This is a genomic window from Ruegeria sp. F12 (assembly GCF_056533885.1).
Map to the genome: position 1 here is coordinate 44,663 of NZ_JBQFOV010000010.1, position 24,609 is coordinate 69,271.

The following is a 24,609-nucleotide window of genomic DNA, read 5'->3' on the forward strand; positions in this document are numbered from 1 at the left end:
CTACCCCAGTAATTCCCGGATAACGGCATTCAACACGGCGCGTCCGTTTTTGGTGGCCTTAAGCCGACGGTCTTGCACCTCGACCATGCCGATTTCACTCAGATCGTTGAGTTTGCCATGTGGCAGCTCATACGATGATAGTGCACTGTAGCGATCTATATCTAGACCATCCGAAACACGTAGCCCCATCATAAGGTATTCATTCGCCTGATCTTGCGGGCTGAGCGCGGTGCGTTCCTTTTCACCCGATCCCTTGAGGGCAGCGGTCAACCACGCGGTGGGCGACAAGTAGGTTTCAGTGGCGTATTTGGTGTTATGAACCGTGATGCGCCCATGAGCGCCGGGTCCGATGCCCACATAATCCCCGTAGTTCCAATAGATCAGATTGTGCCGCGACTCCGCGCCTGGTCGGGCGTGGTTTGACACTTCATAGGCGGGCAGGCCGTGGGCCTCACAAATCTCCTGCGTGGCGAGGTACATGTCAGCGGCGTGGTCATCCTCGGGCAGGCCGCGCAGTTTGCCCACCGCGTAACGGTCGCCAAAGGCGGTGCCTTCCTCGATCGTCAGTTGGTACAGTGACAGATGATCAACGGCCATCGACAGGGCTTCGGTTAGTTCCGCGCGCCAATCGTCCAACGTTTGATGCTGGCGGGCATAGATCAGGTCGAAACTGACGCGGTCAAAGCAATTACGGGCGATATCAAAGGCGGCGCGGGCCTCGGCCACCGTGTGGATACGGCCCAGACGACGCAGATCTTTATCGTTCAGCGCTTGTACCCCCATCGAGATCCGGTTCACGCCGGCATCACGATAGGCAGCGAAGCGCCCAGCCTCGACCGAGCCGGGATTGGCCTCAAGCGTGATTTCCATGTCATTGGCGGGCCGCCACAGGGCGCGGGCCTCATCAATCACAGCGGCGACGGTGTCGGGGTTCATCAGGGATGGGGTGCCGCCACCGAAGAAGATCGTGTTCAGGACGCGATTGGGCGTTTCTGTGGCCGAGCGACGCAACTCGGTCAGATATGCCTCAAGCCATTGTTTTTGATCGATATTACGCGATACATGGCTGTTGAAATCACAATAGGGGCATTTGGCCTCGCAAAAGGGCCAATGCACATACAGGCCAAAGCCCCCGTTGCGCCAATCATCCGCCAAAGCAGCCCTTCACGAACATCTCCACCGCGCGACCGCGATGGCTGATCTTGTTCTTTTCCCAGCGATCCATCTCGGCAAAGGTAATGTCATAGCCGTCGGGAACAAACATCGGGTCATATCCAAACCCGCCTTCGCCGCGAATGGGCCAGACCAGATGGCCGGGGGCGATGCCCTCGAACACTTCGTCATGACCGTCGGGCCAGGCCAGCACCAGCGTGCTGCGGAACTGCGCAGTACGCGGGTGGGGGGCGTTTTTCGCTTCCAACTCATTATGAGCGCGGGTCATCGCCATCAGGAAATCGCGGCCATTCCCGGTTTCCGCCCAATCGGCGGTGTAGACGCCCGGTGCGCCATCCAGCGCGTCGATGGTGATCCCGGAATCGTCCGAAAGGGCAGGCAGGTCGGTCGCTTTGGCCGCGGCATGCGCCTTGATCCGGGCATTGCCGACAAAGGTATCCTCTGTCTCTTCCGGTTCGGGCAGGTTCATCTCGCCCGCGCCGATAACGGTCACGCCAAAGGGCTCAAGAAGATGCGCCATCTCCTCAAGCTTGCCTCTGTTGTGCGTGGCGACCAGCAGCCTGTCGCTGTCGAACTTGCGGGTCATGCGGTGGCGGCTTTCTGTGCGGCTGCCAGTTCGCCGACGCCTTTCTCGGCCAGATCCATCAGCTGATCCATCTGCGCGCGGCTAAAGACCGAGCCTTCGGCGCTCATCTGTACTTCGATCAGCTTGCCCGAGCCGGTCATGATGAAGTTGCCATCCACACCGGCTTCGCTGTCTTCGGGGTAGTCCAGATCCAGCACCGGCTGACCGGCATAGATGCCACAAGACACGGCGGCGACAGGATCGATCAGAGGATCGGAAATTACATCGCCCGTTTTCATCAGCTTGTTCACCGCCAGACGCAGCGCGATCCAACCGCCGGTGATCGAGGCGCAGCGGGTGCCGCCATCGGCCTGAATGACATCGCAGTCGACAGTGATCTGTCGTTCACCCAGCGCCACCCGGTCGACACCGGCGCGCAGGGCGCGGCCAATCAGGCGCTGGATTTCCACGGTGCGACCGCCTTGCTTGCCTGAGGTCGCCTCACGCCGCATCCGCGTGTTGGTCGCGCGGGGCAGCATGCCGTATTCCGCCGTCACCCAACCCAGGCCCGAGCCTTTGATAAAGGGCGGCACGCGATCCTCGATCGTGGCGGTACACAGCACATGGGTGTCGCCCATCTTGATCAGGCAAGACCCTTCGGCATGTTTGGTGAAACCTGTCTCGATGGAAACAGCGCGCATTTCGTCTAGATTACGTCCTGAGGGTCGCATGAAATATCCTTTGTTTGCTGGCTTTGGGATACCGCCCCGTGGCGTTACGATGCAACCCCGATTGACCTTTCATTTACCCGCGATTTAATGACGATCCAGCAGGGGGCCGCCGATGAGCGAAGCAAGTAAAATTCTGAATGAGATGAACGACCGCTCGCGCGAAGTGTTCCGGTTGATCGTCGAAAGCTATTTGGAGAGCGGCGAGCCGGTGGGCAGCCGCACCCTGACCCGCACCTTGTCGGAGAAAGTCAGCGCCGCGACGGTGCGCAATGTGATGCAGGATCTGGAGTTTCTGGGCCTGCTGGACAGCCCTCATGTAAGCGCAGGGCGGATTCCGACGCAGCAGGGGCTGCGAATGTTTGTTGACGGGTTGCTTGAGGTTGGCGATCTGGGCGCCGACGATCGGCAGAAGCTGAATGAGACATTAGGCTCTAACACGGGTGATGTGGGCGGTATGCTGGACCGGGTGGGATCGGCTTTGTCACACGTGACACAAGGTGCGTCACTGGTGCTGACGCCCAAGCATGAGGCCGAGATCAAGCATATCGAGTTTGTCTCGCTGGGCCATGACCGCGCTTTGGTGGTGCTGGTGTTTTCGGACGGGCACGTGGAAAACCGCCTGTTCACTCCGCCGCCGGGGCAGACGCCGAGTTCCATGCGCGAGGCGGCGAATTTCCTGAACGCGCTGATTGAGGGCCGCACGATAAGCGAAGTGCGCAAGCAGATGCTGTCTCAGATCGACGCGCGTAAACAGGAAATTGATGTTCTGGCGCGTGACATGGTCGAAAGCGGAATCGCGGCCTGGGACGGGGACGGAGGCGACTCGGCCCGGTTGATCGTGCGGGGGCGGGCGAATCTGCTGGCGGATTCGGGCGAAGTTGAAGAGCTGGACCGCATTCGCACCCTGTTTGACGATCTGGAACGTAAGCGTGACATCGCCGAATTCCTTGAATTGACCGAAGATGGCGAGGGTGTGCGCATTTTTATCGGCTCTGAGAACAAACTTTTCTCACTTTCGGGTTCCTCTTTGGTGGTGTCTCCATATATGAACGCTGATCGTAAGATAATCGGTGCGGTCGGGGTTATTGGACCCACGCGACTGAACTATGGACGGATCGTGCCGATCGTGGATTATACGGCGCAACTGGTCGGCAAGCTGATTTCCGACCGGAGCTAGAGGGTAAGAGATGGCAGAGCCCAAAAACGAAGATTTTCTGGACGATATCGCAATGGCCGAAGCGGAAGAGCTGGCCGAGGACCTTGTTGAGATTAGCGAAGAAGAGCTTGAGATCGACGCGTTGCGCGCCGAGCGAGATGCGTTCAAGGACAAGTTCATGCGCGCCCTGGCGGATGCAGAGAACGCGCGGAAACGTGGCGATAAGGCCCGTCGCGATGCGGAACAGTATGGTGGGTCAAAGCTGGCCCGTGACATGCTGCCGGTTTACGATAACATGAAACGCGCGCTTGAGGCTGCGACCGATGAGCAGAAAGAAGTGGCTGCTGGTTTGATAGAAGGCGTGGAACTGACCATGCGCGCACTGAAGGACGTATTCCAAAAACATGGGATTGTGGTGATCACGCCGGAAGTTGGGGATCGGTTTGATCCAAACATGCATGAGGCGATGTTCGAAGCCCCGGTGCCTGGCACCAAGGCGGGCGACATCATTCAGGTCTCGGCTGAAGGATTCATGCTACATGACCGTTTGCTGCGTCCGGCGCAGGTTGGAGTGTCGTCGACACCTGCGAGCTGATTGGCCTCTGCGAGGCCAAGCCTCCGGCGGAGGTGTTTTTGAACAGAAGAAGGGGCGGTCAGTTTTTGGCCGCCTCTTTTAGTTTGTAGATCAGGTCGAGTGCTTCGCGTGGAGTGAGTTCGTCCGGCAGGATATCTTGCAGCATGTCTGAGACCGGCGAGGGTTTCGGCGTGTGTGGTGGAGGTGGTGGCGCAGCTGAGAAAAGTGGTAGGTCGTCAATCAGCGCTTTTTGCTTGCCGCCTTCGCGTTCGGTTTTTTCCAGTTGTTCAAGGACGGTTCGGGCGCGATCGACGACAGATGCTGGGAGGCCCGCCAACTGTGCGACCTGCACGCCATAGGAGCGGTCGGCGGCGCCTTTGTGGACCTCATGCAGGAAGATCACCTCGCCCTGCCATTCCTTGACAGCGACGGTGGCGTTGTCGACGCCTTCGAGTTTTCCGGCCAGTGCTGTGAGTTCGTGGTAGTGGGTGGCAAACAGCGCGCGGCATTGGTTGGCGGCGTGCAAGTGCTCCAGCGTGGCCCAGGCGATCGAGAGGCCGTCATAAGTGGCGGTGCCGCGGCCAATTTCATCCAGAATGACCAGCGCGCGGTCGTCGGCTTGATTGAGGATGGCGGCGGTTTCGACCATTTCGACCATGAAGGTCGAGCGGCCGCGGGCCAGATCGTCGGAGGCTCCGACCCGGCTGAACAGTTGGCTGACCACGCCGAGATGGGTCTGTTCTGCTGGGACATAGCTGCCCATTTGGGCTAGCAGGGCGATCAGCGCGTTTTGGCGCAAGAAGGTTGACTTACCGGCCATGTTGGGACCGGTCAGCAGCCAGATCGCGGCCCCCTGATCGGCGCTCAGATCGCAGTCATTGGCGATGAAAGCATCACCCGATTGCTGGCGCAGCGCGTGTTCCACGACCGGATGGCGACCGCCTTGCACGTTGAACGCGCGCGAGCTGTCGACCTGTGGGCGGCACCAGTTTTCACCCCGCGCTAGATCGGCGAGCGCGGTGGTCAGGTCCAGTTCCGCCAGCCCTCGCGCAGCTTGGTTGAGACGGGCGGCGAGGGTCAGAATATCGCAAGAAAGCCTTTGATAGAGCCGTTTTTCAATCTCAAGCGCCATGTTTCCGGCGTTTAGGATGCGGGTTTCGATCTCGGACAGTTCGACCGTAGTGAACCGTACTTGGTTCGCGGTGGTCTGGCGGTGGATATAGGTCTCAGAGAACGGCGGGTTCAGCATTTTTTCGGCATGTGTGGCCGTTGTTTCGATAAAATAGCCCAGCACGTTGTTGTGCTTGATTTTCAGCGACGTGATGCCGGTATGTTCCGCGTATTTCTGCTGGAATCCAGCGATGACGGATCGACCTTCATCGCGCAGGGTGCGCGCTTCGTCCAGTTCTGCGTCGAAACCGGGGGCGATGAAGCCTCCGTCGCGGGCCAGAAGGGGTGGCTCGGCCACCAATGCTTCGTCCAGAAGGTTTAGTAGATCGTCGAACCCTACAAGGTTTTGCAATGCGGTCGAGAGCAGAACGGGCAGATCCTGCGCCTCACAGATTTCAGCAATCGCGGCCGCCTGCGTCAGGCCGTTGCGGATTGCGGCCAGATCGCGTGGCCCGCCGCGTTCAAGTGACAGGCGCGACAGGGCGCGGTCCAGATCGGGGGTTTTGCGCAGCGCCTCGCGCAGATCTGACGCGATCAGGCTGTCCTCGGTCACGAAGGCCACCGCATCGAGTCGCGCATGGATCACGTCCAGATTGCGGGACGGGCTGGACAGGCGCTGCTCCAGCAGTCGCGCGCCGCCCGGCGTCACTGTGCGGTCAACCACAGAAAGTAGTGATCCGGCGCGCCCACCTGACAGGGATCGTGTGAGTTCCAGATTGCGGCGCGTGGCGGCGTCGATCTGCACCACGCGGTCCTCGGATTCCTTGAGCGGTGTTTGCAGCAAGGGCAATTTGCCCTTTTGGGTGATCTCAAGATAATCGATCAGCGCACCCATGGCGGACACTTCGGCCCGGCCAAATGACCCGAACGCATCTAATGCGCCCACGTGAAACAACCCGCAGATACGTTTTTCCGCAGCTGTACTGTCGAAACTGGCGCGTCCGATGGGGGTGAGCGAAATGCCCAGATCCCGCACCGTCTCGTTCAGCGCCTGTTCCATCCCGTCGCCGACGATCAGCTCGGACGGGGCCAGCCGCGCCAGTTCAGGGCTGAGCCGAACCGAGGTCAAAGGCATCACGTGAAACGCCCCGGTTGAGATATCGGCCCAGGCCAAAGCGGCCTCGTCCCGAACCTCGGCGTAAGCGGCCAAAAAGTTGTGGCGGCGAGCTTCCAGCAGGGCGTCCTCGGTTAGCGTGCCGGGCGTTACTAGACGCACAACATCGCGCCGAACCACTGATTTAGAGCCTCTTTTCTTCGCCTCAGCCGGGCTTTCCATCTGTTCGCATACGGCCACGCGAAAGCCTTTGCGGATCAGTGTCAGCAGATAGCCCTCGGCGGCATGAACCGGCACGCCGCACATTGGGATGTCTGCCCCGTTGTGCTTGCCGCGTTTGGTCAGGGCAATGTCCAGCGCCTCGGCGGCGTTCACCGCATCCTCGAAAAACATCTCATAGAAATCGCCCATGCGGTAGAACAGCAGGGCGTCTGAATGGGCCTCTTTGATCTCAAGATATTGCGCCATCATCGGCGTGACTGTGGACAAAAGCGGCCCCCTCTTGGCGTCTTCCGGTCGCGATCTTACAAATCCCCCAACCGTGACGAAAGGTGAAAACGTATTGTCGTTGAGGCGCAGCCCCGCCTGCGCTATGACGCATAAGCCCCGAAGTCATGGAAACGACCTAAAAGATGCCCAAAACGAAGATCACCGAAGCAGAGGCACTGGCCTTTCACCTAGACCCCACCCCCGGCAAGTGGGAGGTGCAGGCCACCGTTCCCATGACCACGCAGCGCGATCTGTCGCTGGCCTACAGTCCCGGTGTCGCGGTGCCTTGTGAGGCCATCGCTGCCGCGCCCGAGACGGCGTATGACTATACCAACAAGGGCAATCTGGTGGCTGTGATCTCGAACGGGACGGCAGTTCTGGGCCTTGGGAACCTTGGTGCACTGGGCGGTAAGCCGGTGATGGAAGGCAAGGCCGTTCTGTTCAAACGCTTCGCCGATGTGAACTCGATCGATATCGAGCTGGATACCGAGGACCCGGATGAATTCTGCCGTGCGGTGAAACTCATGGGGCCGACCTTCGGCGGCGTCAACCTTGAAGACATCAAGGCGCCCGAGTGTTTCATCATCGAACAGCGCCTGAAGGAAGAGATGGATATCCCCGTCTTCCACGATGACCAGCACGGGACTGCGGTGATCTGTGCAGCGGGTCTGCTGAATGCGCTGCATATCTCGGGCAAGAAGATTGAGGACGTGAAGATCGTTCTGAACGGGGCAGGTGCGGCGGGGATCGCCTGTATTGAGCTGCTCAAATCCATGGGCGCTCGGCATGAGAACTGCATCGTTTGCGACACCAAGGGCGTGATCTATCAAGGCCGGACCGAGGGGATGAACCAGTGGAAATCGGCCCATGCGATCACCACGGACCTGCGCACGCTGGAAGAGGCGATGAAAGGCGCAGACGTCTTCCTGGGCGTTTCGGTCAAAGGCGCGGTGACGCAGGATATGGTTGCCTCGATGGCCGACAACCCTGTCATCTTCGCTATGGCAAACCCCGACCCCGAGATCACCCCGGAAGAAGCGCATGAGGTCCGCGTCGATGCCATCGTCGCCACAGGACGCAGCGATTACCCCAATCAGGTGAACAACGTGTTGGGCTTTCCCTACCTGTTCCGCGGCGCGCTGGATATCCACGCCCGCGCCATCAATGACGAGATGAAGATTGCCTGTGCCCACGCGTTGGCAAATTTGGCGCGCGAGGATGTCCCGGATGAGGTCGCCATGGCCTATGGCAAATCGCTGACATTCGGGCGCGACTATATCATCCCCACGCCGTTCGACCCGCGTTTGATCCACCGCATTCCACCTGCCGTTGCCAAGGCTGGGATGGATACCGGCGCAGCGCGGCGTCCGATCATCGACATGGACGCCTATGAGCTGAGCCTAAAGTCCCGCATGGACCCGACCGCCAGCATCCTACGTGGTCTGAACGCCCGTGCCCGCGCCGCGCAAAGCCGGATGATCTTTGCCGAGGGCGACGACCCTCGCGTGCTGCGCGCCGCAGTGACATATCAGCGGTCGGGCTTTGGCAAGGCACTGGTTGTGGGGCGCCCCGATGACGTGAAGCAAAAGCTGGAAGAGGCCGGTCTGGGCGATGCCGTGCGCGAGTTGGAGGTGGTAAATGCTGCCAATACCAACCATCTCGAGACCTACTCGAATTTTCTTTATCAGCGTCTGCAACGCAAAGGGTTCGACCGCAAGGATATTCACCGTTTGGCCGCGCGCGACCGGCATGTGTTTTCTTCGCTGATGCTGGCCCATGGCCATGGCGATGGTCTGGTCACGGGGGCGACGCGCAAGTCGGCGCATGTGCTGGACCGGATCAACCATGTGTTTGACGCCGACGCCGCGCACGGAGCAGCGGGTGTGACGGCCCTTTTGCACAAGGGGCGGATTGTTCTGATCGGCGATACGCTGGTCCATGAATGGCCGGATGAGAATGATCTGGCAAATATTGCCGAACGCTCAGCCGCCGTTGCGCGCCATATGGGGCTTGAACCACGCGTTGCCTTCGTCAGTTTCTCGACCTTTGGCTATCCGGTGTCGGAACGCGCCGAAAAGATGCACCGTGCACCTGCGGTTCTGGATCAGCGCGGTGTCGATTTCGAATACGAAGGCGAGATGACCGTGGATGTGGCCCTGAATGTGGATCAACAGGCGGGCTATCCGTTCCAGCGTTTGACCGGCCCAGCCAATATCCTGATCGTGCCCGCGCGGCACTCTGCCTCGATCTCGACCAAGCTGATGCAGGAGATGGGCGGCGCGACCGTGATTGGCCCGATCCTGTCTGGGATCGACAAGCCGATTCAAATCTGTTCGACCGTCTCGACGGCGAATGACATCCTGAACATGGCCATTCTGGCCTCGTGTGACATTTCGGGCAAACCATGACGATCTGGAACCTCGGCTCGATCAATGCGGATATGATCTATGATGTGCCGCACCTTCCCGGACCGGGGGAAACGCTCTCGGCCAATCGGCTCGACCGGTTTCTGGGCGGCAAGGGCGCAAACATGTCCGTGGCTTCGGCCCGAGCAGGGGCGCGGATTGCGCATATCGGGGCCGTCGGTTTCGACGGGCGCTGGGCACGGGATCGGCTGACGGAATATGGCGTTGATACCCGTTATATCGCGCAGGTGTATGTGCCCACGGGCCATGCGATCATCGCTGTGGATTCCGAGGGTGAGAACAATATCATCCTGTTCCAGGGTTCGAACCACGCGATCTCTCAGGATCAGCTGGGGCAGGCGCTGTCATCGGCGTCAAAGGGCGACTTGCTGGTGATGCAGAACGAAACCAACATGCAGATTGAGGCCGCAAAGATGGGTCGCGAGTTGGGTCTGACGGTCTGTTACGCCGCTGCCCCGTTTCAGGCGGATTCGGTACAGGCGGTGCTGCCATTTCTGGATTTCCTGATCCTCAACTCGGTCGAGGCCGGGCAGCTGCGTGAGGCCACCGGTCAATCTGTAACTGACCTTCAGATTGAACATGTGATTGTCACACTGGGTGCCGAGGGCGCGCGGTACTATCACCGTGGAGAGGTCTCGGATTTTCCGGCCCACAAGGTGCATGCCGTGGATACTACGGGTGCGGGCGATACATTTACGGGGTATGTTCTGGCCGGGATGGATCGCGGGATGCCAATGGCGCAGGCGATCACCCAAGCAAATCGTGCCGCGGCCCTGATGGTCACGCGGCACGGTACGGCGGATGTAATACCGGACCTCAAAGACGTCCGGGAGGCGCGGTTCGATTAAGACCCGGCAAAGGGTGCGTCGCCGCCCCAAAGCTGTTTGACGCGGGCATCGCGGCCGCAGGCTTTGCGGTAAGCCTTATAGGCGTTCTTCTGACGCTTTGGGCCGAACCGGGTGAAGACCAGCTTGTCGCCCTTGTAGTAGTCCTGATGGTATTCCTCTGCCGGATAAAACGCGCCTTCTTGCAGGATCGGCGTTACGACCGTCTGGCCCAAGGCGCGTTGGGCGTCGGCTTTGGCAGCTTCGGCCTTGGCTTTTTCGCCTGCGTTGGAGACGAAAATCGCGGTGCGATAGCTGTCACCTCGGTCACAGAATTGACCGCCAGCATCCGTGGGGTCGACCGAGCGGAAGAACATGTTCAGCAGGGTTTCACGGGAAACGCGAGCCGGATCGAACGTGATCTGCACGGCCTCATAATGGCCCGAGCCACCTTTGGACACCTGATCATAAGTGGGGTTGGCCACCTGACCGCCTGTAAAGCCCGAAACCGCTTCGAGCACGCCGGGGACGGATTCGAAATCTGATTCAACACACCAGAAACACCCTCCGGCAACGGTCAGGGTTTCGGTCCCCGCAGCGGGCGCGGGGGCTGCACGCAGCAAAGCTGCGATCGTAATCAAAGCAAAAAGAAGCGTCGGTTTGACGTAGTCGAGATAAGCGATGCGGGTCATGGCAGGTCTCCTTCTGAGATCAAAGCTGCCCTCTCTTTTCGTCTCATGCAATCCGCTGACATGGTTTGTCACGCGGTGGTGAGACGAGTTTATCCCAGCAACTGCCCCAGCTTCATCGCCACGCCCATATTTCCCGAAATCTTGAGCTTGCCCAACGCGACGCCTGTCATCGGGTTCAGTTTCCCGGTTAGCAGCTTGGTCAGATTGTCTCTGGAAATGCGGATCGTACAGTCGGTATCCTGATCCTGCGTGGTAGCTTGATTGTCGGCCAGAACGATGACCCCGTCCTCTCCGCAATCGAACTTCAACGAGCCGTCAAAGCTTTTGCCGGTCAGGCCTTTTTGAATGCCGTCCGCGATCTCTTGCAACATGGTGTTCCTCCTCGGTTGACCTTTGCGTAAAGGGAATGCGCGACGTCAGGCAAGGGTGACCCAACGGGAACTGACGCGGCAGTAATGGCACAAGAAAACCCGGCGCCGTTTCGGGCACCGGGTTTCATCAAAGATCGGTCTTGGTTACTTCGATAGACGCTTGTCGCGCGCGGCCAGCAGCTTGAGGCGTAGCGCGTTCAACTGGATAAAGCCCGCCGCGTCGGTTTGATCATAGGCACCGGCATCTTCCTCGAACGTCACGTGCGCCTCGGAATACAGCGAGTGATCCGACCAGCGGCCCACGGTCGAGGCCAGACCTTTGTACAGTTTCACGCGGACGGTGCCGGTGACATGTTCCTGGCTCTTGTCGATGGCGGCCTGCAGCATCTCACGCTCGGGTGAGTACCAGAAGCCGTTATAGATCAGCTCGGCATATTGCGGCATCAGCTGGTCTTTCAGGTGCATCGCGCCCCGGTCCATGGTGATGGATTCGATACCACGGTGCGCTTCCAGCAGGATTGTGCCGCCTGGCGTTTCGTAGATGCCGCGCGATTTCATACCAACGAACCGGCCTTCGACCAGATCCAGACGGCCAATGCCGTGCTTGCCGCCATATTCGTTCAGCTTGGTCAGGATGGTAGCCGGGCTCATCGCCTCGCCATTGATGCTGACCGCGTCGCCTTTTTCAAAGCCGATTTCGATGAACTCGGGCTCGTTCGGGGCGTCTTCGGGATGAACTGTGCGCTGATAGACATAGTCGGGCGCCATATCGGCGGGGTCTTCCAGAACCTTGCCCTCGGACGAGGTGTGCAGCAGGTTCGCATCGACCGAGAACGGAGCCTCGCCACGTTTGTCCTTGGCGATCGGAATTTGATGCGCTTCGGCCCATTCGATCAGACGGGTCCGGCTGGTCAGATCCCATTCACGCCAAGGTGCGATCACCTTGATTTCCGGGTTCAGAGCGTAAGCAGCCAATTCGAACCGCACCTGATCGTTGCCCTTGCCGGTCGCGCCATGCGCCACGGCGTCGGCCCCGGTTTCGGCAGCGATCTCAACCAGACGCTTCGAGATCAGAGGCCGCGCAATCGACGTGCCCAGCAGGTACAGACCCTCATACTGGGCATTGGCGCGGAACATGGGGAAGACGAAATCACGGACGAACTCTTCGCGAATATCCTCAATAAAGATGTTCTCGGGGCTGATCCCCAGCATCTCGGCCTTTTGGCGAGCTGGTTCCAACTCTTCACCCTGACCCAGATCGGCGGTGAAGGTGACGACCTCACAACCATATTCGGTCTGCAACCATTTCAGAATGATCGAGGTATCAAGGCCACCGGAATAGGCCAGAACAACTTTCTTGGGCGCGGACATCTGACTTCCCTTTATGCGTAGAACGACTGGCCCCTAACGGGTTTTGCCGCGCGGGGCAAGTTATCTGCGTTGACGGGCTGCCTGATTTCGGGTGAAACATTCGCACATAAAACACGAATTGGTTGAAGGGACAGATTTTACGATGTTGGGTTGGCAGATTTTTATGCACTCAGTGCGAATGGTTTTTGGAAATCTCAAACAGGTTTTGCAGATCACACTTGGTCCGGCCATCGTGGCGACCGCGCGTTTGATCGGCTTGTTTTTTTGTGCTGGATGTCCCATTGGATCAATTGGATGCCGATGCGACTGAACCGTCTGGCTCGGTTGTACTGTTTTTCCTTTGCTTGGCGGTTATTTTCATCGTGACGATGTTCTGGATCGCAGTGTCGTGGCACCGGTTCATACTGCTTGAGGAATACCCTCGGGGTCTTTTCCCGACATTCCGGTTCGACAGAATTCTTGCCTATCTGGGGCGCGTATTACTGATCGGTTTGGTGATGACGCTGGCTTTTGTGCCGGTAAGCCTTGTTGCCGCCACCGTCGGAGCCAGCGTGTTATCCTTGGTGCTTGTGGCGGTTTTTTCTGTGTTTCTGTTCATTTGCTTCTATCGCCTTTCCATCATTCTTCCCGCTGCTGCGATAGGGCAACCTCTAACGCTGGGTGAGGCGTGGGCCAAAACCGTAGGGTCCAGTGGCGCGATCGTCGTTATTGTGATCGCAGCGGCAGTTTTCCAGTTTCTGATACAGCTTGTCATTTCAGCACTGGCTATTGTGCCGGTCTTGGGTGCCTTCCTGGCATTGTTTTTCGGCGCATTGGTTCTGCCAATGATCAATGTCAGTATCCTGACCACACTGTTCGGTGTGTTTGCCGAAGGACGCGAGCTGCGCTGAAGCTACGTACACATATGTATTACTTGCCCTTTCGGCTGGGATAAGCCACTGAACGGGTCATGAGTGATTTCATGACCCGCGCCCGCGCTGCCGAACAGGCGATGCGCTCAGTCTTTCCGGCAACGCCGTTGCAGCGGAATGCCCATCTGTCTGACCGTTACGGTGCAGATATCTGGCTAAAGCGTGAAGACCTCAGCCCCGTACGGTCGTACAAAATCCGGGGCGCGTTCAATGCGATGCGCAAGCAACAAGGACAAGACCTGTTCGTCTGCGCCAGCGCGGGAAATCACGCGCAGGGTGTGGCCTATATGTGCAAACACCTGAACGTGCGCGGTGTGATCTTCATGCCAGTGACGACTCCGCAGCAGAAAATCCAGAAAACCCGAATCTTTGGTGGCGACAATATCGAGATCCACCTGACCGGCGACTATTTCGATGACACTCTGGCCGCGGCACAAGCGTGGTGCGCCGATCAGGGTGGGCATTTCCTGTCGCCCTTCGACGATGAGGATGTGATCGAAGGGCAGGCATCCTTGGCGGTTGAGATCGAGGAACAGTTGGGTCATCTACCAAACCATGTAATCCTGCCGGTGGGCGGGGGTGGTATGTCCTCGGGCGTGGCGACGTGGTTCGGGGACCGCACCCATTGCCTGTTTGTCGAACCCAAGGGTGGGGCTTGCCTGCACGCAGCTATGGCGGCTGGGCATCCGGTTGCATTGGATCACGTAGACAATTTTGTTGATGGAGCGGCCGTCGGAAAAATCGGCGCGAAACCGTTCGAGCTGTTGAAATCGCGCCACTTGTCTGACGTGCATGTCTTGTCCGAGGACCGTATCTGTACCACCATGATCGAAATGCTGAATGTCGAAGGCATCGTGCTGGAACCCGCAGGTGCATTGGCGATCGAGGCGCTGGGCGACATTCAAAGCTTTATCCGAGACAAGACCGTCGTATGCGTGACCTCGGGTGGCAACTTCGATTTCGAGCGATTGCCGGAAGTGAAAGAGAGAGCGCAGCGTTATTCGGGGGTCAAGAAATACTTCATCCTGCGCCTGCCGCAACGTCCGGGTGCGCTGAAAGAGTTTCTCAATATCCTCGGCCCTGAGGATGACATCGCCCGGTTCGAATATATGAAGAAATCGGCCCGCAATTTCGGCTCGGTCCTGATAGGGATTGAAACGCGCAAACCCGAGAATTTCGCCCGCTTGTTTGCGCATCTGGACGAGGCTGGGTTCACCTATACCGATATCACCGAGGACGAAACGCTGGCGCAGTTCGTGATCTGATTGCAAGCGCGCCGACCGCCTTGTTTGCCTTCTGGTTTTCGCCTAGGCACGTTCAGGTGAACAGGACCGGAAAGTGCACAGATGAAGCCGCTTGCAGCAGTGACCATGGTATGGCACGATTATTGGTACCTTGAGAAATGGGTCGCCTACTACACAACTCAGCTTGGCCCCGAGAATGTGTATATCCTGTCCCACGGTGCTGATCCCGAGATTGACCGGATCGGGCAGCGCTGCAACGTCATCGCCATTTTGCGCGATGGGCTGCATCAAAGCTTTGACTACGCCCGCTGGCGCATGTTGTCGGATTTTTCTGCCATGCTGACGCAGTTCTATGACCGGGTGATCGTGGCAGATTGCGACGAATTGCTGGTAACGGCGGACGGGTCTGCACTGTTGGATTACAAGTTCGACTTCCAGGAAAATGTGGCCGGGGCGGTGGGGTTCAATCTGGTGGCAACGCAGGGCAGTGATCAGGAAACACTGTTTTCGAGCGACAAGTTTTGTCTTTTGGAGGTTCCACATTCCAAACCGTCTGTCGTCCAACGGCGGGTTTCTTTTGGGACTGGCGGGCATGGTGTGATGAATGACAGCTTCGACCTGCTGCCCGGTTTGTTCAATTTGCATTTTCACTATGGAAACTTGCAGGAAGTTCAGCGCCGCGAAGATGAGCGAGTGCCGTTGGTCGACGACGCGACAGCAGACGGCGTCTCAATCCCAGTGACGCCCGGTCAATCTGTTGGTATTGTCGGTTGGCGGCGGCGAATGTACCGCCACACACGTCTGGCCCGCGATGTGAAGCGATCCCCAGAATTTCCCATGGAAGAGTGTGTGGAGATGTGTCGGAGAGATGCGCTTCGAACATTGAAGACACTGGATGACGGTTATTTCACCCACGATCGGCGGGAGGACGTCACCTTTAGAAAATTCCGCTTCCCAGAAGAATTCGCGATAAGGCTGTAGCCGCTACAAACTATCCAATCCGGACTTGAACTCTGTACGCGAAGTCTCAAACACTTCGAATACCTGCGGGACGTCTACCATCTGAGATTGCCCCTGCGCAGATTGCCTCTCTCCGTCCTGACAAAGCTTTGCCAGCGATTTGAATCCAAGACTTTGTGCGGCACCCTTCAGAAAATGAAGATTTTGTTCGAACCCGCTGCGGTTGGAGTCGGTGCGCAGGCGGGAAAGTGCCTCTTGCACTTCGTCCAGAAAAATTGCGACCACCTCGTCGAACTCACTGGTCCCGACTTCGTCCCGCAACTGTCTGACCCTGGGCCAGTCGATCATAACCAAGCCTCCACAATTTCCGCTTCAAGAATTTGATAGCGCGGGATCGGTAAAAGCCTGGTTAAAGACCGCGAACCTCATGCTTTCACCGGATATTAAATAGCCGCGCGCTAGGGTTGCCGCGCAAGGATGGACATGAGGGTTCAGGTGGCAGAGGTCAGTCAGGCAGAAACCAGGGCAGAGCTGGGGTTTGGCGGTATCAGCACGGTGCTTGTCGTTGACGACAGTCGCCTGCAGCGCCGAATCCTGGTGGCGTCGCTGAAAAAATGGGGCTTCGATGTTCTCGAAGCTGACAGTGGCGATGCCGCAATTGAGATTTGTGCGCAGGACCTGCCCGATCTAGTGCTCAGCGATTGGGTTATGCCGGGGATGAGCGGGCCGGAATTTTGCCGGGCGTTTCGGGCGTTGGAAACGGATCAATACAGCTATTTTATCCTGCTGACCGCAAAAAGTGAAAAGCAAGAGGTGGCACGGGGTCTGGATGCCGGCGCGGATGACTTTCTGATCAAACCGCTTGAGGCGGATGAGCTGCGCGCGCGCATCTCGGCCGGGGCGCGCATCTTGGACATGCAGCACGAGCTTTCGGAAAAGAACCGGTTGATCGAAACGGCGCTCAGCGAATTGCGGGTGGCCCATGATGCAATCGACAAGGACCTGATGCAGGCGCGCAAGATCCAGGAATCTCTGGTGCCCGAATTGTCGCGGGAATTCGGTAAGTCGCGTGTCAGCATGTTGTTGAAGCCCTGCGGTCACATCGGGGGCGACCTTGTCGGCATGTTCTCACCGGGCGTGAATCGCGTGGGATTTTATAGCATAGATGTCTCGGGCCACGGGATCACTTCGGCGATGATGACCGCGCGTCTGGGTGGATATCTCTCCAGTCAGCATTTTGACCAAAACGTCGCGATGGAGCGGCGCTTTGAAAAGTTCTTTGCGCTTTTACCGCCTGAAGACGTGGCCGAAACGCTCAATTCCCGTTTAATGGCGGATGCAGGGGTCGAAGAATATTTCACCATGGTCTATGCCATTGTCGATTTGCGCAACGGGCATGTCAAAATGGTGCAGGCTGGCCATCCGCATCCACTGTTGTTGCGCCGGAACGGTGGGACCGAGTTTCTGGGCGAAGGCGGTTTACCGATCGGATTGCTGTCAGACGTGTCTTTTCAGCGGACCGAAATCTATATGGAACCGGGCGACAAGCTGCTGCTCTATTCAGATGGGTTCACCGAATGCAGCTTGGCCGATGGCTCTCTGCTAGACGAAGACGGGCTGCGGCGCCTGGCAACCGACTGCGTGCCGGGTCGCAGCGGGACCGAGTTTCTGGACGACATGTTCTGGCGGTTGACGCAATCCATGGCACCGGGGAAGGGCATGGATGATGACGTCTCGGCCGTATTCTTCGAATATAACGGGAACTAGAGATCCAGCAGATATTGCGTGGCAAAGTGACGATCCCCGTCATTTCCCAACATTTGGGCTGCATCTGTGGCCTCCATCCAAAGCGCTTCGTGAAACGGCTCGGTCGGGAGGCCGATGCGCCGCACCGGACGGGCGCGGTAGATCAGGCAGACCTTTTCGGCCCACAGGTCGTATTCCGGCATATAAGTAAAGCGCCGGAAGGCACCGACGCGCCGGGGCGCGGCGATCAGCCAGCCGGTTTCCTCGGCCACTTCGCGATGCAGCGCGGTGATGGGTGATTCGCCGGGATCGATACCGCCGCCCGGAAGTTGCAGATCGGGGCCGGGTTCCAACTGACAGGTCAGCAAAAGCTGCTGCCCGCGCGGCAATAAGGCGTAAACTCCTACCCGCTGCGTGTATTTGCGCCCTGCTTGCGGGGTTTCACCGAACCGTCTGATCATGTATGGCCCCTTACAACCCGAAATCTTCGACCTATATGCTGGCGGTATGCCAATCTGTGGCGTGTAAGGAAACCCCATGTCTCTTGGAACCAAAATCGCGTGGGACGACACCGTCCTGCCCTTTCAACTCGATGTATCCGATATGCGTGGCCGCGTAGCGCGGTTGGACGGGGTGCTGGACGGCATCCTGAAGCAGCATGACTACCCTGAAAAGGTCGAGGCTTTGGTGGCCGAGATGGCCCTGCTAACCGCATTGATCGGTCAGACGGTTTCGCTGCGCTGGAAGCTGTCTTTGCAGGTGCAATCCAAGGGGGCGGTGCGCATGATTGCAACCGATTACTATGCCCCGCAGGCCGAGGGTGAACCGGCCCGCATCCGCGCCTATGCCAGTTTCGACCATGATAAGCTGACCGATGCCGCGCCGTTTGATCAGGTTGGCGAGGGGTATTTCGCCATCCTCATCGACCAGGGCGAGGGTACGCAGCCCTATCAGGGCATTACGCCGCTGGCCGGTGGCTCACTCAGCGCCTGTGCCGAAGCTTATTTCGCACAGTCCGAACAGTTGCCGACGCGGTTCTCGCTGAGTTTTGGGAAATCGACCGAACCGGGCGTCGGTGAGCATTGGCGCGCGGGCGGGGTGATGTTGCAGCACATGCCCAAAGCCTCGCCTTTTGCGGCTTCGGGTCAGGGCGCGGGCGAGATTCTGACCGCCAATGATCTGGTGGACGGGGAAGAGGGCGAAAATTGGGGCCGCGTCAACATCCTGTTGGATACGGTGGACGATCTTGAACTAATAGGACCGTCCATAGCGCCGACCGACCTGCTGATCCGCCTGTTTCACGAGGAACAGCCGCGTGTATACGATGCGCAGCCGGTGCAGTTCGGCTGCACCTGCTCCGAAGACCGTGTGCGGCAAAGCCTGTCGATCTATTCGGCCAAGGACATCGAAAAGATGACCACGCCCGAGGGTGACGTGACCGCGGATTGCCAGTTCTGCGGTGCGCATTATGTGCTGGACCCCAGCACTGTTGGTTTCGATGCTGACAACGCTTGAACTGACAGACCAGCTGCGGGTGGCCCTGCGCCGCCCCGGCAACGGGTCAAGCGATTTTGACCTGAACCCCGACACGGTTCTGCCCGAAGGGCGCAAGCTGCGACCGGCCGGAGTTCTGGTTCCGATTTCCATCGCCGATGGCACGCCGCGCCTGATCCTGACGAAACGTTCCTCGGCCCTGAAACATCATCCGGGGCAGATCGCTTTTCCAGGCGGTAAGCAGGATGAGGGGGATGTGGATGTCACCGCCACCGCCCTGCGCGAGGCACGTGAAGAAATTGGCTTGCCCGAGGATCTGCCGGAAATTCTGGGTCATCTGCCCACGCATGAGACGGTGACGTCCTTCACGGTCACGCCGGTCGTGGCAATCTTGCATGACAGGGTCCGGTTTGTATCTGAACCTGGTGAGGTGGACGAGGTTTTCTCGGTCCCGCTTGCGCATGTGCTGAACCCTGAAAACTATCTCGTTGAATCGCGCCGGTGGCGGGGTCAGAAACGGTATTATTTTACGGTGCCCTATGGTCCCTACTACATCTGGGGCGCGACGGCCCGAATGCTGCGAGGTTTGGCTGCACGGATGAGCGAATGACGGTGATCACCGAAGATTGGGTGTCAAACCCTGCGACGCAAACAGTTTGCGCGGCGCTGGTGAATGCGGGCGCGCAATCCTTGTTTGTGGGTGGTTGCGTGCGCAATGCGCTGCTGGGGGCTCCGGTCTCGGATATCGACATCGCCACGGATGCGCGGCCTGAACGCGTGGTGGAACTGGCGCAAGGTGCTGGTCTGAAAGCGATCCCCACCGGGATTGATCATGGCACCATCACTGTCGTCAGCGATGGCATCCCGCATGAGATCACGACCTTTCGCCGTGACGTGGAAACCGACGGTCGCCGGGCCGTAGTGGCCTTTTCCGATCACGTGGAAGAGGACGCGGCCCGCCGCGATTTCACCATGAACGCGCTTTACGCCCAGCCTGACGGCTCGGTTTTGGACCCGCTGAACGGGTTGGGCGATTTGCAGGCGCGACGGGTGCGGTTCATAGGCACGGCAGAACACCGCATTCGCGAAGACTACCTGCGGTCGCTGCGCTATTTCCGGTTTCATGCGTGGTATGGCGACGCTGAGGCGGGGTTTGACCCCGATGCACTGGCCGCGATTGCGTCCAATCTGGACGGGCTTGTCGCCCTGTCTCGCGAACGCGTTGGCGCTGAACTGTTGAAACTATTGGGTGCGCAGGATCCTGCGCCTTCGGTCGCGGCGATGCGGCAGGCGGGGGCTCTGTCTCAAATCCTGCCAGGGGCGGATGACCGCGCGCTTGCTCCTTTGATTGCATTAGAAGAACAGGCGGGGGTTGATCCCGAACCGATCCGCCGTCTGGCCGCCATTGCCCCGCCTGAGATCGCCAAGACCCTGCGCCTGAGCAAAACCCAGCTTCAACGCTTGACCCGGATGCGGGATGAGGCCAGCGGCACCGCATCCATTGCCGAGTTGGGCTTTCGCGACGGCGAAGAGGATGGTCTGCACGAAGCTTTGCTGCGCTGCGCTCTTCTGGAACAGCCTTGGTCAGAAGACATGCGTGCTGATCTGCGCAAAGGGGCTGCCGCCGATTTCCCAGTTCAAGCGACCGATCTGATCCCGGATTTCACCGGCCCCGCGCTGGGCAAAAAACTGGCAGAGCTTGAGACGCGGTGGATTGCGTCCGGGTTTGTCCTCACCCGTGAAGAACTGCTGGGAAGCTGAGCCAAAGTCTCAAAAAGGGATGACAATTTGGTTTCTTTGTGCTTACGTGCGCCTGTCACATGAATGGAGGGATGCGAATGTATTACGGGACCTGGTTCGGCTAAAGCCGGGACACGTTGACCCGTAAGGGTGGTGTTCTGGCACCATCTTTCTTCGCACGACCTATTATCTGCTCAATCTGGAGCACGCTTCATGTTTCGCTATTTCGAAAACCTTGTTGACCCTTTTGCCGCTTACACGGAAACCAACACGCCGCCCACGCGGCTGTGGCCGTTCATGCTGGAATATACCCGGCCCTTCTATGGGCTGTTTGTCTGGGCGGCGCTGATCTCGATCATTGTGGCTGCGGTCGAAGTTGGGCTGATCTACTACATGGGCCGCGTTGTGGACCTGTTGTCCGGCTCTCCGGCCGAAGTCTGGAAAGCCCATGGCACCGAGTTGATTCTGATGGCCATCTTCGTTCTGCTGCTGCGTCCGCTGTTGCATGTGGTGGATGTATTGCTGCTGAACAATGCAATTTTGCCCAATGTAGGGACTATTTTTAGATGGCGTGCCCATAATCATGTGCTGCGCCAGTCGGTGAAATGGTTCGAAAATGATTTCGCCGGCCGTATCGCCAACCGCATCATGCAGACGCCTCCCGCCGCGGGTGAGGCGGTGTTTCAGGTGTTTGACGCGATCTCTTTCTCGCTTGCGTATCTGGTGGGTGCGGCGATCCTGTTGATGGCCGCCGATCCGCGCCTGTTATTGCCGTTGCTGATCTGGTTTGCGCTCTATGCGCTGCTAGTACGATGGACGGTTGCGCGGGTGGGGCCCGCGTCCAAGGCGGCCTCGGATGCGCGGTCCGAAGTGACAGGGCGGGTGGTGGACAGCTATACCAACATCCATTCGGTCAAAATGTTTGCCCATGACGCGCAAGAGCTGGGCTATGCCCGCGAAGCGATCGAGGAAACGCGTCGCACGTTCCAGATCGAGATGCGGATTTTCACCATCATGGATGCTGTCCTGGTTGCGCTGAACGGGCTTCTGATCGTCAGCGTGGTCGGCTGGGCCATTGCGCTTTGGATGCAGGGCAGCGCCTCGGTCGGGGTGGTCGCGGCGGCGACGGCGCTGACCTTGCGGCTGAATGCGATGACCGGCTGGATCATGTGGGCGTTGACCAGCTTCTTTCGGGAGCTGGGTGTTGTGGCCGAAGGGATGGAGACGATTGCTCAACCCATCGACCTGCTCGATGCACCGGACGCACAGCCTTTGCAGCTGACCCACGGTCAGATCGACATCCGCGATCTGTCGCATCACTATGGGCGCGAGACCGGAGGGCTGGATCACATCAACCTGACAATTCAGCCTGGTGAAAAGATCGGTCTGATCGGGCGGTCCGGAGCCGGTAAGTCGACGTTGGTCAAGTTGCTTTTGCGGTTTTATGATGTCGAACAGGGCGCGATCCTGATTGATGATCAGAACATCGCACAGGTCACGCAGAACAGTTTGCGCAGCCATATCGGCATGGTGCAGCAGGACAGCGCGTTGCTGCACCGCTCGGTCCGGGACAACATCCTCTATGGCCGCCCCGGAGCGACAGAGGAGCAAATGATCGCCGCCGCCAAGCAAGCCGAAGCGCATGAGTTCATCCTTGATCTGCAAGACCCGCAGGGGCGCACGGGTTATGACGCGCATGTGGGTGAGCGTGGCGTGAAACTGTCTGGTGGCCAACGGCAACGGGTGACGTTGGCGCGAGTCATTCTGAAAGATGCGCCGATTTTGCTGTTGGATGAGGCGACGTCCGCCCTAGATTCCGAGGTCGAAGCCTCAATCCAGGAAACGCTCTACGGCATGATGCAGGGAAAAACCGTGATCGCCATTGCTCACCGTCTTAGCACGATCGCCCGCATGGACCGTATTCTGGTCATGGATGGCGGCAAGATCGTCGAGCAGGGTGGCCATGCAGAGCTACTGTCGCAGGGCGGACTGTATGCTCAGTTCTGGGCGCGGCAATCCGGCGGCTTTCTGAACCCGGAGGCCGCGGAATGAGGGTTGCTGACCTCATAAACCCGTTCAAACCCACGGAAACGCCCCCGCCGCAAACGCTGGGGGCGTTCATTCGCTGGAGTCTGTCGGGCGCCTGGCCGATGATCTTTGTCGCCGCGTTCTTTTCGGCGTCGGCAGGTGCGATGGAAGCCGGAACCGCTTGGATCTTGGGGCGCGTCATCGACGTGGCGACCCAAGGCGGTCCCGAGGGTTTTCTGAGCGGCAGCAATCTGTGGGTCATCCTTGGCGGTGCCGCGTTCTTCATGCTGCTGCGCCCTGTGTTTTTCGGCATGTCGGCCCTGTCGAACAACTATGTCGTGATGCCCAATATCACGCCTTTGGTGTTGGCCAAGCTAAACCGCTGGACACTGGGCCAGTCGGTTACCTATTTCGATGACGATTTCGCTGGACGGATTGCGCAGAAACAGATGCAAACCTCGAACGCGATGGCCTCGGTCGTGTCCGAGACGATCAGTGCGATTGTCTTTGCGCTGGCCTCGCTTGTGGGTTCTTTGCTTTTGTTAGGATCGATTCATCCACTGGTGATGATGCCTTTTATCGGCTGGCTCATCGTCTACTTCCTTTTGATCCGCTGGTATCTGCCGCGAATCCGGTTGCGCTCGGCCGCGCGGGCCGGGGCGCGGGCGATGGTGTCGGGGCAGGTGGTGGATACGATCACCAATATCAAGACGGTCAAGCTGTTCGCCCATTCCGCGTTCGAAGATCAGGCCGCGCGTACAGCTATGGTCGATCTGCGCGAAAGATCTCTGGAGTTCGGCAGCCTGTCTGCCGCTTTCCGGTTCATCCTGATGGTGCTGGCAGGTGTTCTGCCGGTCTTGCTGATGGGCGCGACCTTGTGGCTGTGGCGCAGCGGTATTGCGACGGCGGGTGATATCGTTGCGGCAGGCGCAGTCTCGATTCGCATTTCGCAGATGACTGGCTGGGTCAGTTTCACCCTGATGGGTCTTTACGCGAATATCGGCGAGGTCGAAAATGGCATGAAAACCCTGGCCAAACGTGACCGGGTCGAGGATGCACCTGCGGCAAAGGAACTGAAAGTGGGTCAGGGTCAGATCGCCTTCGACCACGTTAGCTTTGCCTATGGTCGTGATATCGGCGGCGTATCGGATGTGGATTTGGTCATTCACCCCGGCGAAAAACTGGGGATCGTTGGGGCCTCTGGCGCAGGTAAATCGACGCTCGTCTCGCTGCTATTGCGGCTCTATGACGGGGAAAAAGGCGCTATTCGCATTGATGGGCAGGACGTGTCACAGGTGACGCAGGACAGCCTGCGCCGTCAGATCGGCATGGTCACGCAGGAAACCGCGATGTTCAATCGCTCGGCGCGTGACAATATTCTGTACGGGCGCCCCGATGCTTCTGAGGATCAGATGATTGCCGCCGCAAAAAAGGCCGAGGCGCATGAATTCATCCTGTCCCTGCAAGATGCTCACGGTCGCACCGGCTATGACGCGCATCTGGGTGAGCGGGGCGTAAAGCTGTCGGGTGGACAGCGTCAGCGCATCGCTTTGGCCCGCGCAATCCTCAAAGACGCCCCAATTTTGGTGCTGGATGAGGCGACCTCGGCGCTGGATTCCGAGGTTGAGGCGTCGATCCAGACAGCCCTGCACCGCGTGATGGAAGGCAAAACCGTTCTGGCCATTGCCCACCGCCTGTCCACCCTCAGCGAGATGGACCGGATCGTGGTTCTGGATCAGGGCCGCGTCGTCGAATCCGGCTCGCATGACGCGCTGCTGGATCAAGGCGGGCTTTATGCGCGGTTCTGGCACCGCCAGTCAGGCGGATTCATTCAGGCCGAGGCGGCGGAATAGGGCCCAAAGGGCTTTTGTTGTGTGCAAAGCACCGGTA

General features: G+C 58.8%; 22 protein-coding genes. 13 read left to right on the top strand and 9 right to left on the bottom strand.

The genetic code is table 11. The annotated features are described in order from the left end of the window. The 3 genes from hemW to rph are packed head-to-tail and all read right to left on the bottom strand — an operon-like array spanning position 1 to position 2,469. Entirely contained in the window at positions 1-1,155 is a 1,155-nt protein-coding gene (gene hemW, locus ACR0CA_RS13980; protein WP_480899692.1) for a radical SAM family heme chaperone HemW, read from the bottom strand. Further along, entirely contained in the window at positions 1,145-1,759 is a 615-nt protein-coding gene (gene rdgB / locus ACR0CA_RS13985; protein WP_480876457.1) for an RdgB/HAM1 family non-canonical purine NTP pyrophosphatase, read from the bottom strand. Before rdgB ends, hemW begins: the two co-directional genes overlap by 11 nt. After that, on the bottom strand, positions 1,756-2,469 hold the full coding sequence (gene rph / locus ACR0CA_RS13990; protein ID WP_170771356.1) for a ribonuclease PH: 714 nt from the start codon (positions 2,467-2,469) through the stop codon (positions 1,756-1,758). Before rph ends, rdgB begins: the two co-directional genes overlap by 4 nt. A 112-nt stretch (positions 2,470-2,581) precedes the next feature. On the opposite strand from rph, the gene hrcA reads away from it, so the two are divergent. After that, positions 2,582-3,646: a heat-inducible transcriptional repressor HrcA gene (gene hrcA / locus ACR0CA_RS13995; RefSeq protein WP_170771358.1), complete on the top strand. Its 1,065-nt coding sequence runs from the start codon at positions 2,582-2,584 to the stop codon at positions 3,644-3,646. A gap of 10 nt (positions 3,647-3,656) precedes the next feature. Next, positions 3,657-4,220, top strand: a complete 564-nt coding sequence (locus ACR0CA_RS14000; protein ID WP_170771360.1) for a nucleotide exchange factor GrpE — start codon at positions 3,657-3,659, stop codon at positions 4,218-4,220. Positions 4,221-4,278: 58 nt separating this feature from the next. On the opposite strand, the gene mutS is transcribed toward ACR0CA_RS14000, so the two are convergent. Further along, on the bottom strand, positions 4,279-6,894 hold the full coding sequence (mutS, locus tag ACR0CA_RS14005; RefSeq protein WP_480899817.1) for a DNA mismatch repair protein MutS: 2,616 nt from the start codon (positions 6,892-6,894) through the stop codon (positions 4,279-4,281). A 161-nt stretch (positions 6,895-7,055) separates the two neighbouring features. Here mutS and ACR0CA_RS14010 point away from each other — a divergent pair, with 161 nt between their 5' ends. Together ACR0CA_RS14010 and ACR0CA_RS14015 are read left to right on the top strand one after the other, a co-directional pair. Beyond that, positions 7,056-9,320: an NADP-dependent malic enzyme gene (locus ACR0CA_RS14010; RefSeq protein ID WP_170786172.1), complete on the top strand. Its 2,265-nt coding sequence runs from the start codon at positions 7,056-7,058 to the stop codon at positions 9,318-9,320. Beyond that, positions 9,317-10,186 (top strand): ribokinase, encoded by an 870-nt coding sequence (locus ACR0CA_RS14015; protein ID WP_480899696.1) that lies wholly within the window; start codon positions 9,317-9,319, stop codon positions 10,184-10,186. Before ACR0CA_RS14010 ends, ACR0CA_RS14015 begins: the two co-directional genes overlap by 4 nt. On the opposite strand, the gene msrA is transcribed toward ACR0CA_RS14015, so the two are convergent. From msrA to ACR0CA_RS14030, 3 genes are all read right to left on the bottom strand, one after another. Then, positions 10,183-10,854: a peptide-methionine (S)-S-oxide reductase MsrA gene (msrA, locus tag ACR0CA_RS14020; RefSeq protein ID WP_480899699.1), complete on the bottom strand. Its 672-nt coding sequence runs from the start codon at positions 10,852-10,854 to the stop codon at positions 10,183-10,185. The two genes, ACR0CA_RS14015 and msrA, sit on opposite strands and share 4 nt — an antisense overlap. Positions 10,855-10,943: 89 nt before the next feature. Continuing rightward, complete coding sequence (locus tag ACR0CA_RS14025) at positions 10,944-11,225, bottom strand: SCP2 sterol-binding domain-containing protein (RefSeq protein WP_170771368.1); 282 nt, start codon at positions 11,223-11,225, stop codon at positions 10,944-10,946. Positions 11,226-11,369: 144 nt separating this feature from the next. Continuing rightward, entirely contained in the window at positions 11,370-12,596 is a 1,227-nt protein-coding gene (locus ACR0CA_RS14030) for an argininosuccinate synthase (RefSeq protein ID WP_170771370.1), read from the bottom strand. Between the two features lie 266 nt (positions 12,597-12,862). Here ACR0CA_RS14030 and ACR0CA_RS14035 point away from each other — a divergent pair, with 266 nt between their 5' ends. From ACR0CA_RS14035 to ACR0CA_RS14045, 3 genes are all read left to right on the top strand, one after another. Next, entirely contained in the window at positions 12,863-13,486 is a 624-nt protein-coding gene (locus tag ACR0CA_RS14035; protein ID WP_480899702.1) for a hypothetical protein, read from the top strand. A 59-nt stretch (positions 13,487-13,545) separates the two neighbouring features. Beyond that, entirely contained in the window at positions 13,546-14,772 is a 1,227-nt protein-coding gene (gene ilvA / locus ACR0CA_RS14040) for a threonine ammonia-lyase IlvA (protein ID WP_480899704.1), read from the top strand. Between the two features lie 81 nt (positions 14,773-14,853). Further along, complete coding sequence (locus tag ACR0CA_RS14045; protein ID WP_480899705.1) at positions 14,854-15,732, top strand: glycosyltransferase family 2 protein; 879 nt, start codon at positions 14,854-14,856, stop codon at positions 15,730-15,732. A gap of 3 nt (positions 15,733-15,735) precedes the next feature. On the opposite strand, the gene ACR0CA_RS14050 is transcribed toward ACR0CA_RS14045, so the two are convergent. Then, a complete protein-coding gene (locus tag ACR0CA_RS14050) occupies positions 15,736-16,059 on the bottom strand; it encodes an Hpt domain-containing protein (RefSeq protein ID WP_480899707.1) in 324 nt (107 codons plus the stop codon). A gap of 135 nt (positions 16,060-16,194) precedes the next feature. Here ACR0CA_RS14050 and ACR0CA_RS14055 point away from each other — a divergent pair, with 135 nt between their 5' ends. Then, positions 16,195-17,478 carry a PP2C family protein-serine/threonine phosphatase gene (locus ACR0CA_RS14055; RefSeq protein ID WP_480899709.1) on the top strand — a complete coding sequence of 428 codons (1,284 nt, stop codon included), beginning with the start codon at positions 16,195-16,197 and terminating at the stop codon, positions 17,476-17,478. Here ACR0CA_RS14055 and ACR0CA_RS14060 read toward each other — a convergent pair. Next, on the bottom strand, positions 17,475-17,918 hold the full coding sequence (locus ACR0CA_RS14060) for an NUDIX hydrolase (protein WP_170771379.1): 444 nt from the start codon (positions 17,916-17,918) through the stop codon (positions 17,475-17,477). The two genes, ACR0CA_RS14055 and ACR0CA_RS14060, sit on opposite strands and share 4 nt — an antisense overlap. A gap of 76 nt (positions 17,919-17,994) precedes the next feature. On the opposite strand from ACR0CA_RS14060, the gene hslO reads away from it, so the two are divergent. From hslO to ACR0CA_RS14085, 5 genes are all read left to right on the top strand, one after another. Then, complete coding sequence (gene hslO / locus ACR0CA_RS14065) at positions 17,995-18,972, top strand: Hsp33 family molecular chaperone HslO (protein ID WP_170786151.1); 978 nt, start codon at positions 17,995-17,997, stop codon at positions 18,970-18,972. After that, positions 18,956-19,561: a CoA pyrophosphatase gene (locus ACR0CA_RS14070; protein ID WP_480899819.1), complete on the top strand. Its 606-nt coding sequence runs from the start codon at positions 18,956-18,958 to the stop codon at positions 19,559-19,561. The genes hslO and ACR0CA_RS14070 overlap by 17 nt, the downstream gene beginning before the upstream one ends. Continuing rightward, positions 19,558-20,712 (top strand): CCA tRNA nucleotidyltransferase, encoded by a 1,155-nt coding sequence (locus ACR0CA_RS14075; RefSeq protein WP_480899711.1) that lies wholly within the window; start codon positions 19,558-19,560, stop codon positions 20,710-20,712. Before ACR0CA_RS14070 ends, ACR0CA_RS14075 begins: the two co-directional genes overlap by 4 nt. A gap of 192 nt (positions 20,713-20,904) precedes the next feature. Continuing rightward, positions 20,905-22,743, top strand: a complete 1,839-nt coding sequence (locus ACR0CA_RS14080) for an ABC transporter ATP-binding protein (protein WP_480505413.1) — start codon at positions 20,905-20,907, stop codon at positions 22,741-22,743. Beyond that, the gene (locus ACR0CA_RS14085) at positions 22,740-24,572 is read left to right on the top strand and encodes an ABC transporter ATP-binding protein (RefSeq protein WP_480899714.1); all 1,833 of its coding nucleotides are present in this window, start codon (positions 22,740-22,742) and stop codon (positions 24,570-24,572) included. Before ACR0CA_RS14080 ends, ACR0CA_RS14085 begins: the two co-directional genes overlap by 4 nt. The last annotated feature ends 37 nt before the right edge of the window (positions 24,573-24,609 follow it).

What these genes read in the sequence shown, in the direction of transcription:
- ilvA (WP_480899704.1), top strand. Translation starts at nt 13,546, where the DNA reads ATGAGTGATTTCATGACCCGCGCCCGCGCTGCCGAACAGGCGATGCGC.
- ACR0CA_RS14075 (WP_480899711.1), top strand. Translation starts at nt 19,558, where the DNA reads ATGACGGTGATCACCGAAGATTGGGTGTCAAACCCTGCGACGCAAACA.
- rdgB (WP_480876457.1), bottom strand. Translation starts at nt 1,759, where the DNA reads ATGACCCGCAAGTTCGACAGCGACAGGCTGCTGGTCGCCACGCACAAC.
- ACR0CA_RS14045 (WP_480899705.1), top strand. Translation starts at nt 14,854, where the DNA reads ATGAAGCCGCTTGCAGCAGTGACCATGGTATGGCACGATTATTGGTAC.
- ACR0CA_RS14025 (WP_170771368.1), bottom strand. Translation starts at nt 11,225, where the DNA reads ATGTTGCAAGAGATCGCGGACGGCATTCAAAAAGGCCTGACCGGCAAA.
- ACR0CA_RS14070 (WP_480899819.1), top strand. Translation starts at nt 18,956, where the DNA reads ATGCTGACAACGCTTGAACTGACAGACCAGCTGCGGGTGGCCCTGCGC.
- mutS (WP_480899817.1), bottom strand. Translation starts at nt 6,894, where the DNA reads ATGATGGCGCAATATCTTGAGATCAAAGAGGCCCATTCAGACGCCCTG.
- ACR0CA_RS14060 (WP_170771379.1), bottom strand. Translation starts at nt 17,918, where the DNA reads ATGATCAGACGGTTCGGTGAAACCCCGCAAGCAGGGCGCAAATACACG.
- ACR0CA_RS14015 (WP_480899696.1), top strand. Translation starts at nt 9,317, where the DNA reads ATGACGATCTGGAACCTCGGCTCGATCAATGCGGATATGATCTATGAT.
- ACR0CA_RS14050 (WP_480899707.1), bottom strand. Translation starts at nt 16,059, where the DNA reads ATGATCGACTGGCCCAGGGTCAGACAGTTGCGGGACGAAGTCGGGACC.
- ACR0CA_RS14010 (WP_170786172.1), top strand. Translation starts at nt 7,056, where the DNA reads ATGCCCAAAACGAAGATCACCGAAGCAGAGGCACTGGCCTTTCACCTA.
- msrA (WP_480899699.1), bottom strand. Translation starts at nt 10,854, where the DNA reads ATGACCCGCATCGCTTATCTCGACTACGTCAAACCGACGCTTCTTTTT.
- rph (WP_170771356.1), bottom strand. Translation starts at nt 2,469, where the DNA reads ATGCGACCCTCAGGACGTAATCTAGACGAAATGCGCGCTGTTTCCATC.
- ACR0CA_RS14085 (WP_480899714.1), top strand. Translation starts at nt 22,740, where the DNA reads ATGAGGGTTGCTGACCTCATAAACCCGTTCAAACCCACGGAAACGCCC.
- ACR0CA_RS14080 (WP_480505413.1), top strand. Translation starts at nt 20,905, where the DNA reads ATGTTTCGCTATTTCGAAAACCTTGTTGACCCTTTTGCCGCTTACACG.
- ACR0CA_RS14030 (WP_170771370.1), bottom strand. Translation starts at nt 12,596, where the DNA reads ATGTCCGCGCCCAAGAAAGTTGTTCTGGCCTATTCCGGTGGCCTTGAT.
- ACR0CA_RS14000 (WP_170771360.1), top strand. Translation starts at nt 3,657, where the DNA reads ATGGCAGAGCCCAAAAACGAAGATTTTCTGGACGATATCGCAATGGCC.
- hslO (WP_170786151.1), top strand. Translation starts at nt 17,995, where the DNA reads ATGTCTCTTGGAACCAAAATCGCGTGGGACGACACCGTCCTGCCCTTT.
- ACR0CA_RS14055 (WP_480899709.1), top strand. Translation starts at nt 16,195, where the DNA reads ATGAGGGTTCAGGTGGCAGAGGTCAGTCAGGCAGAAACCAGGGCAGAG.
- hrcA (WP_170771358.1), top strand. Translation starts at nt 2,582, where the DNA reads ATGAGCGAAGCAAGTAAAATTCTGAATGAGATGAACGACCGCTCGCGC.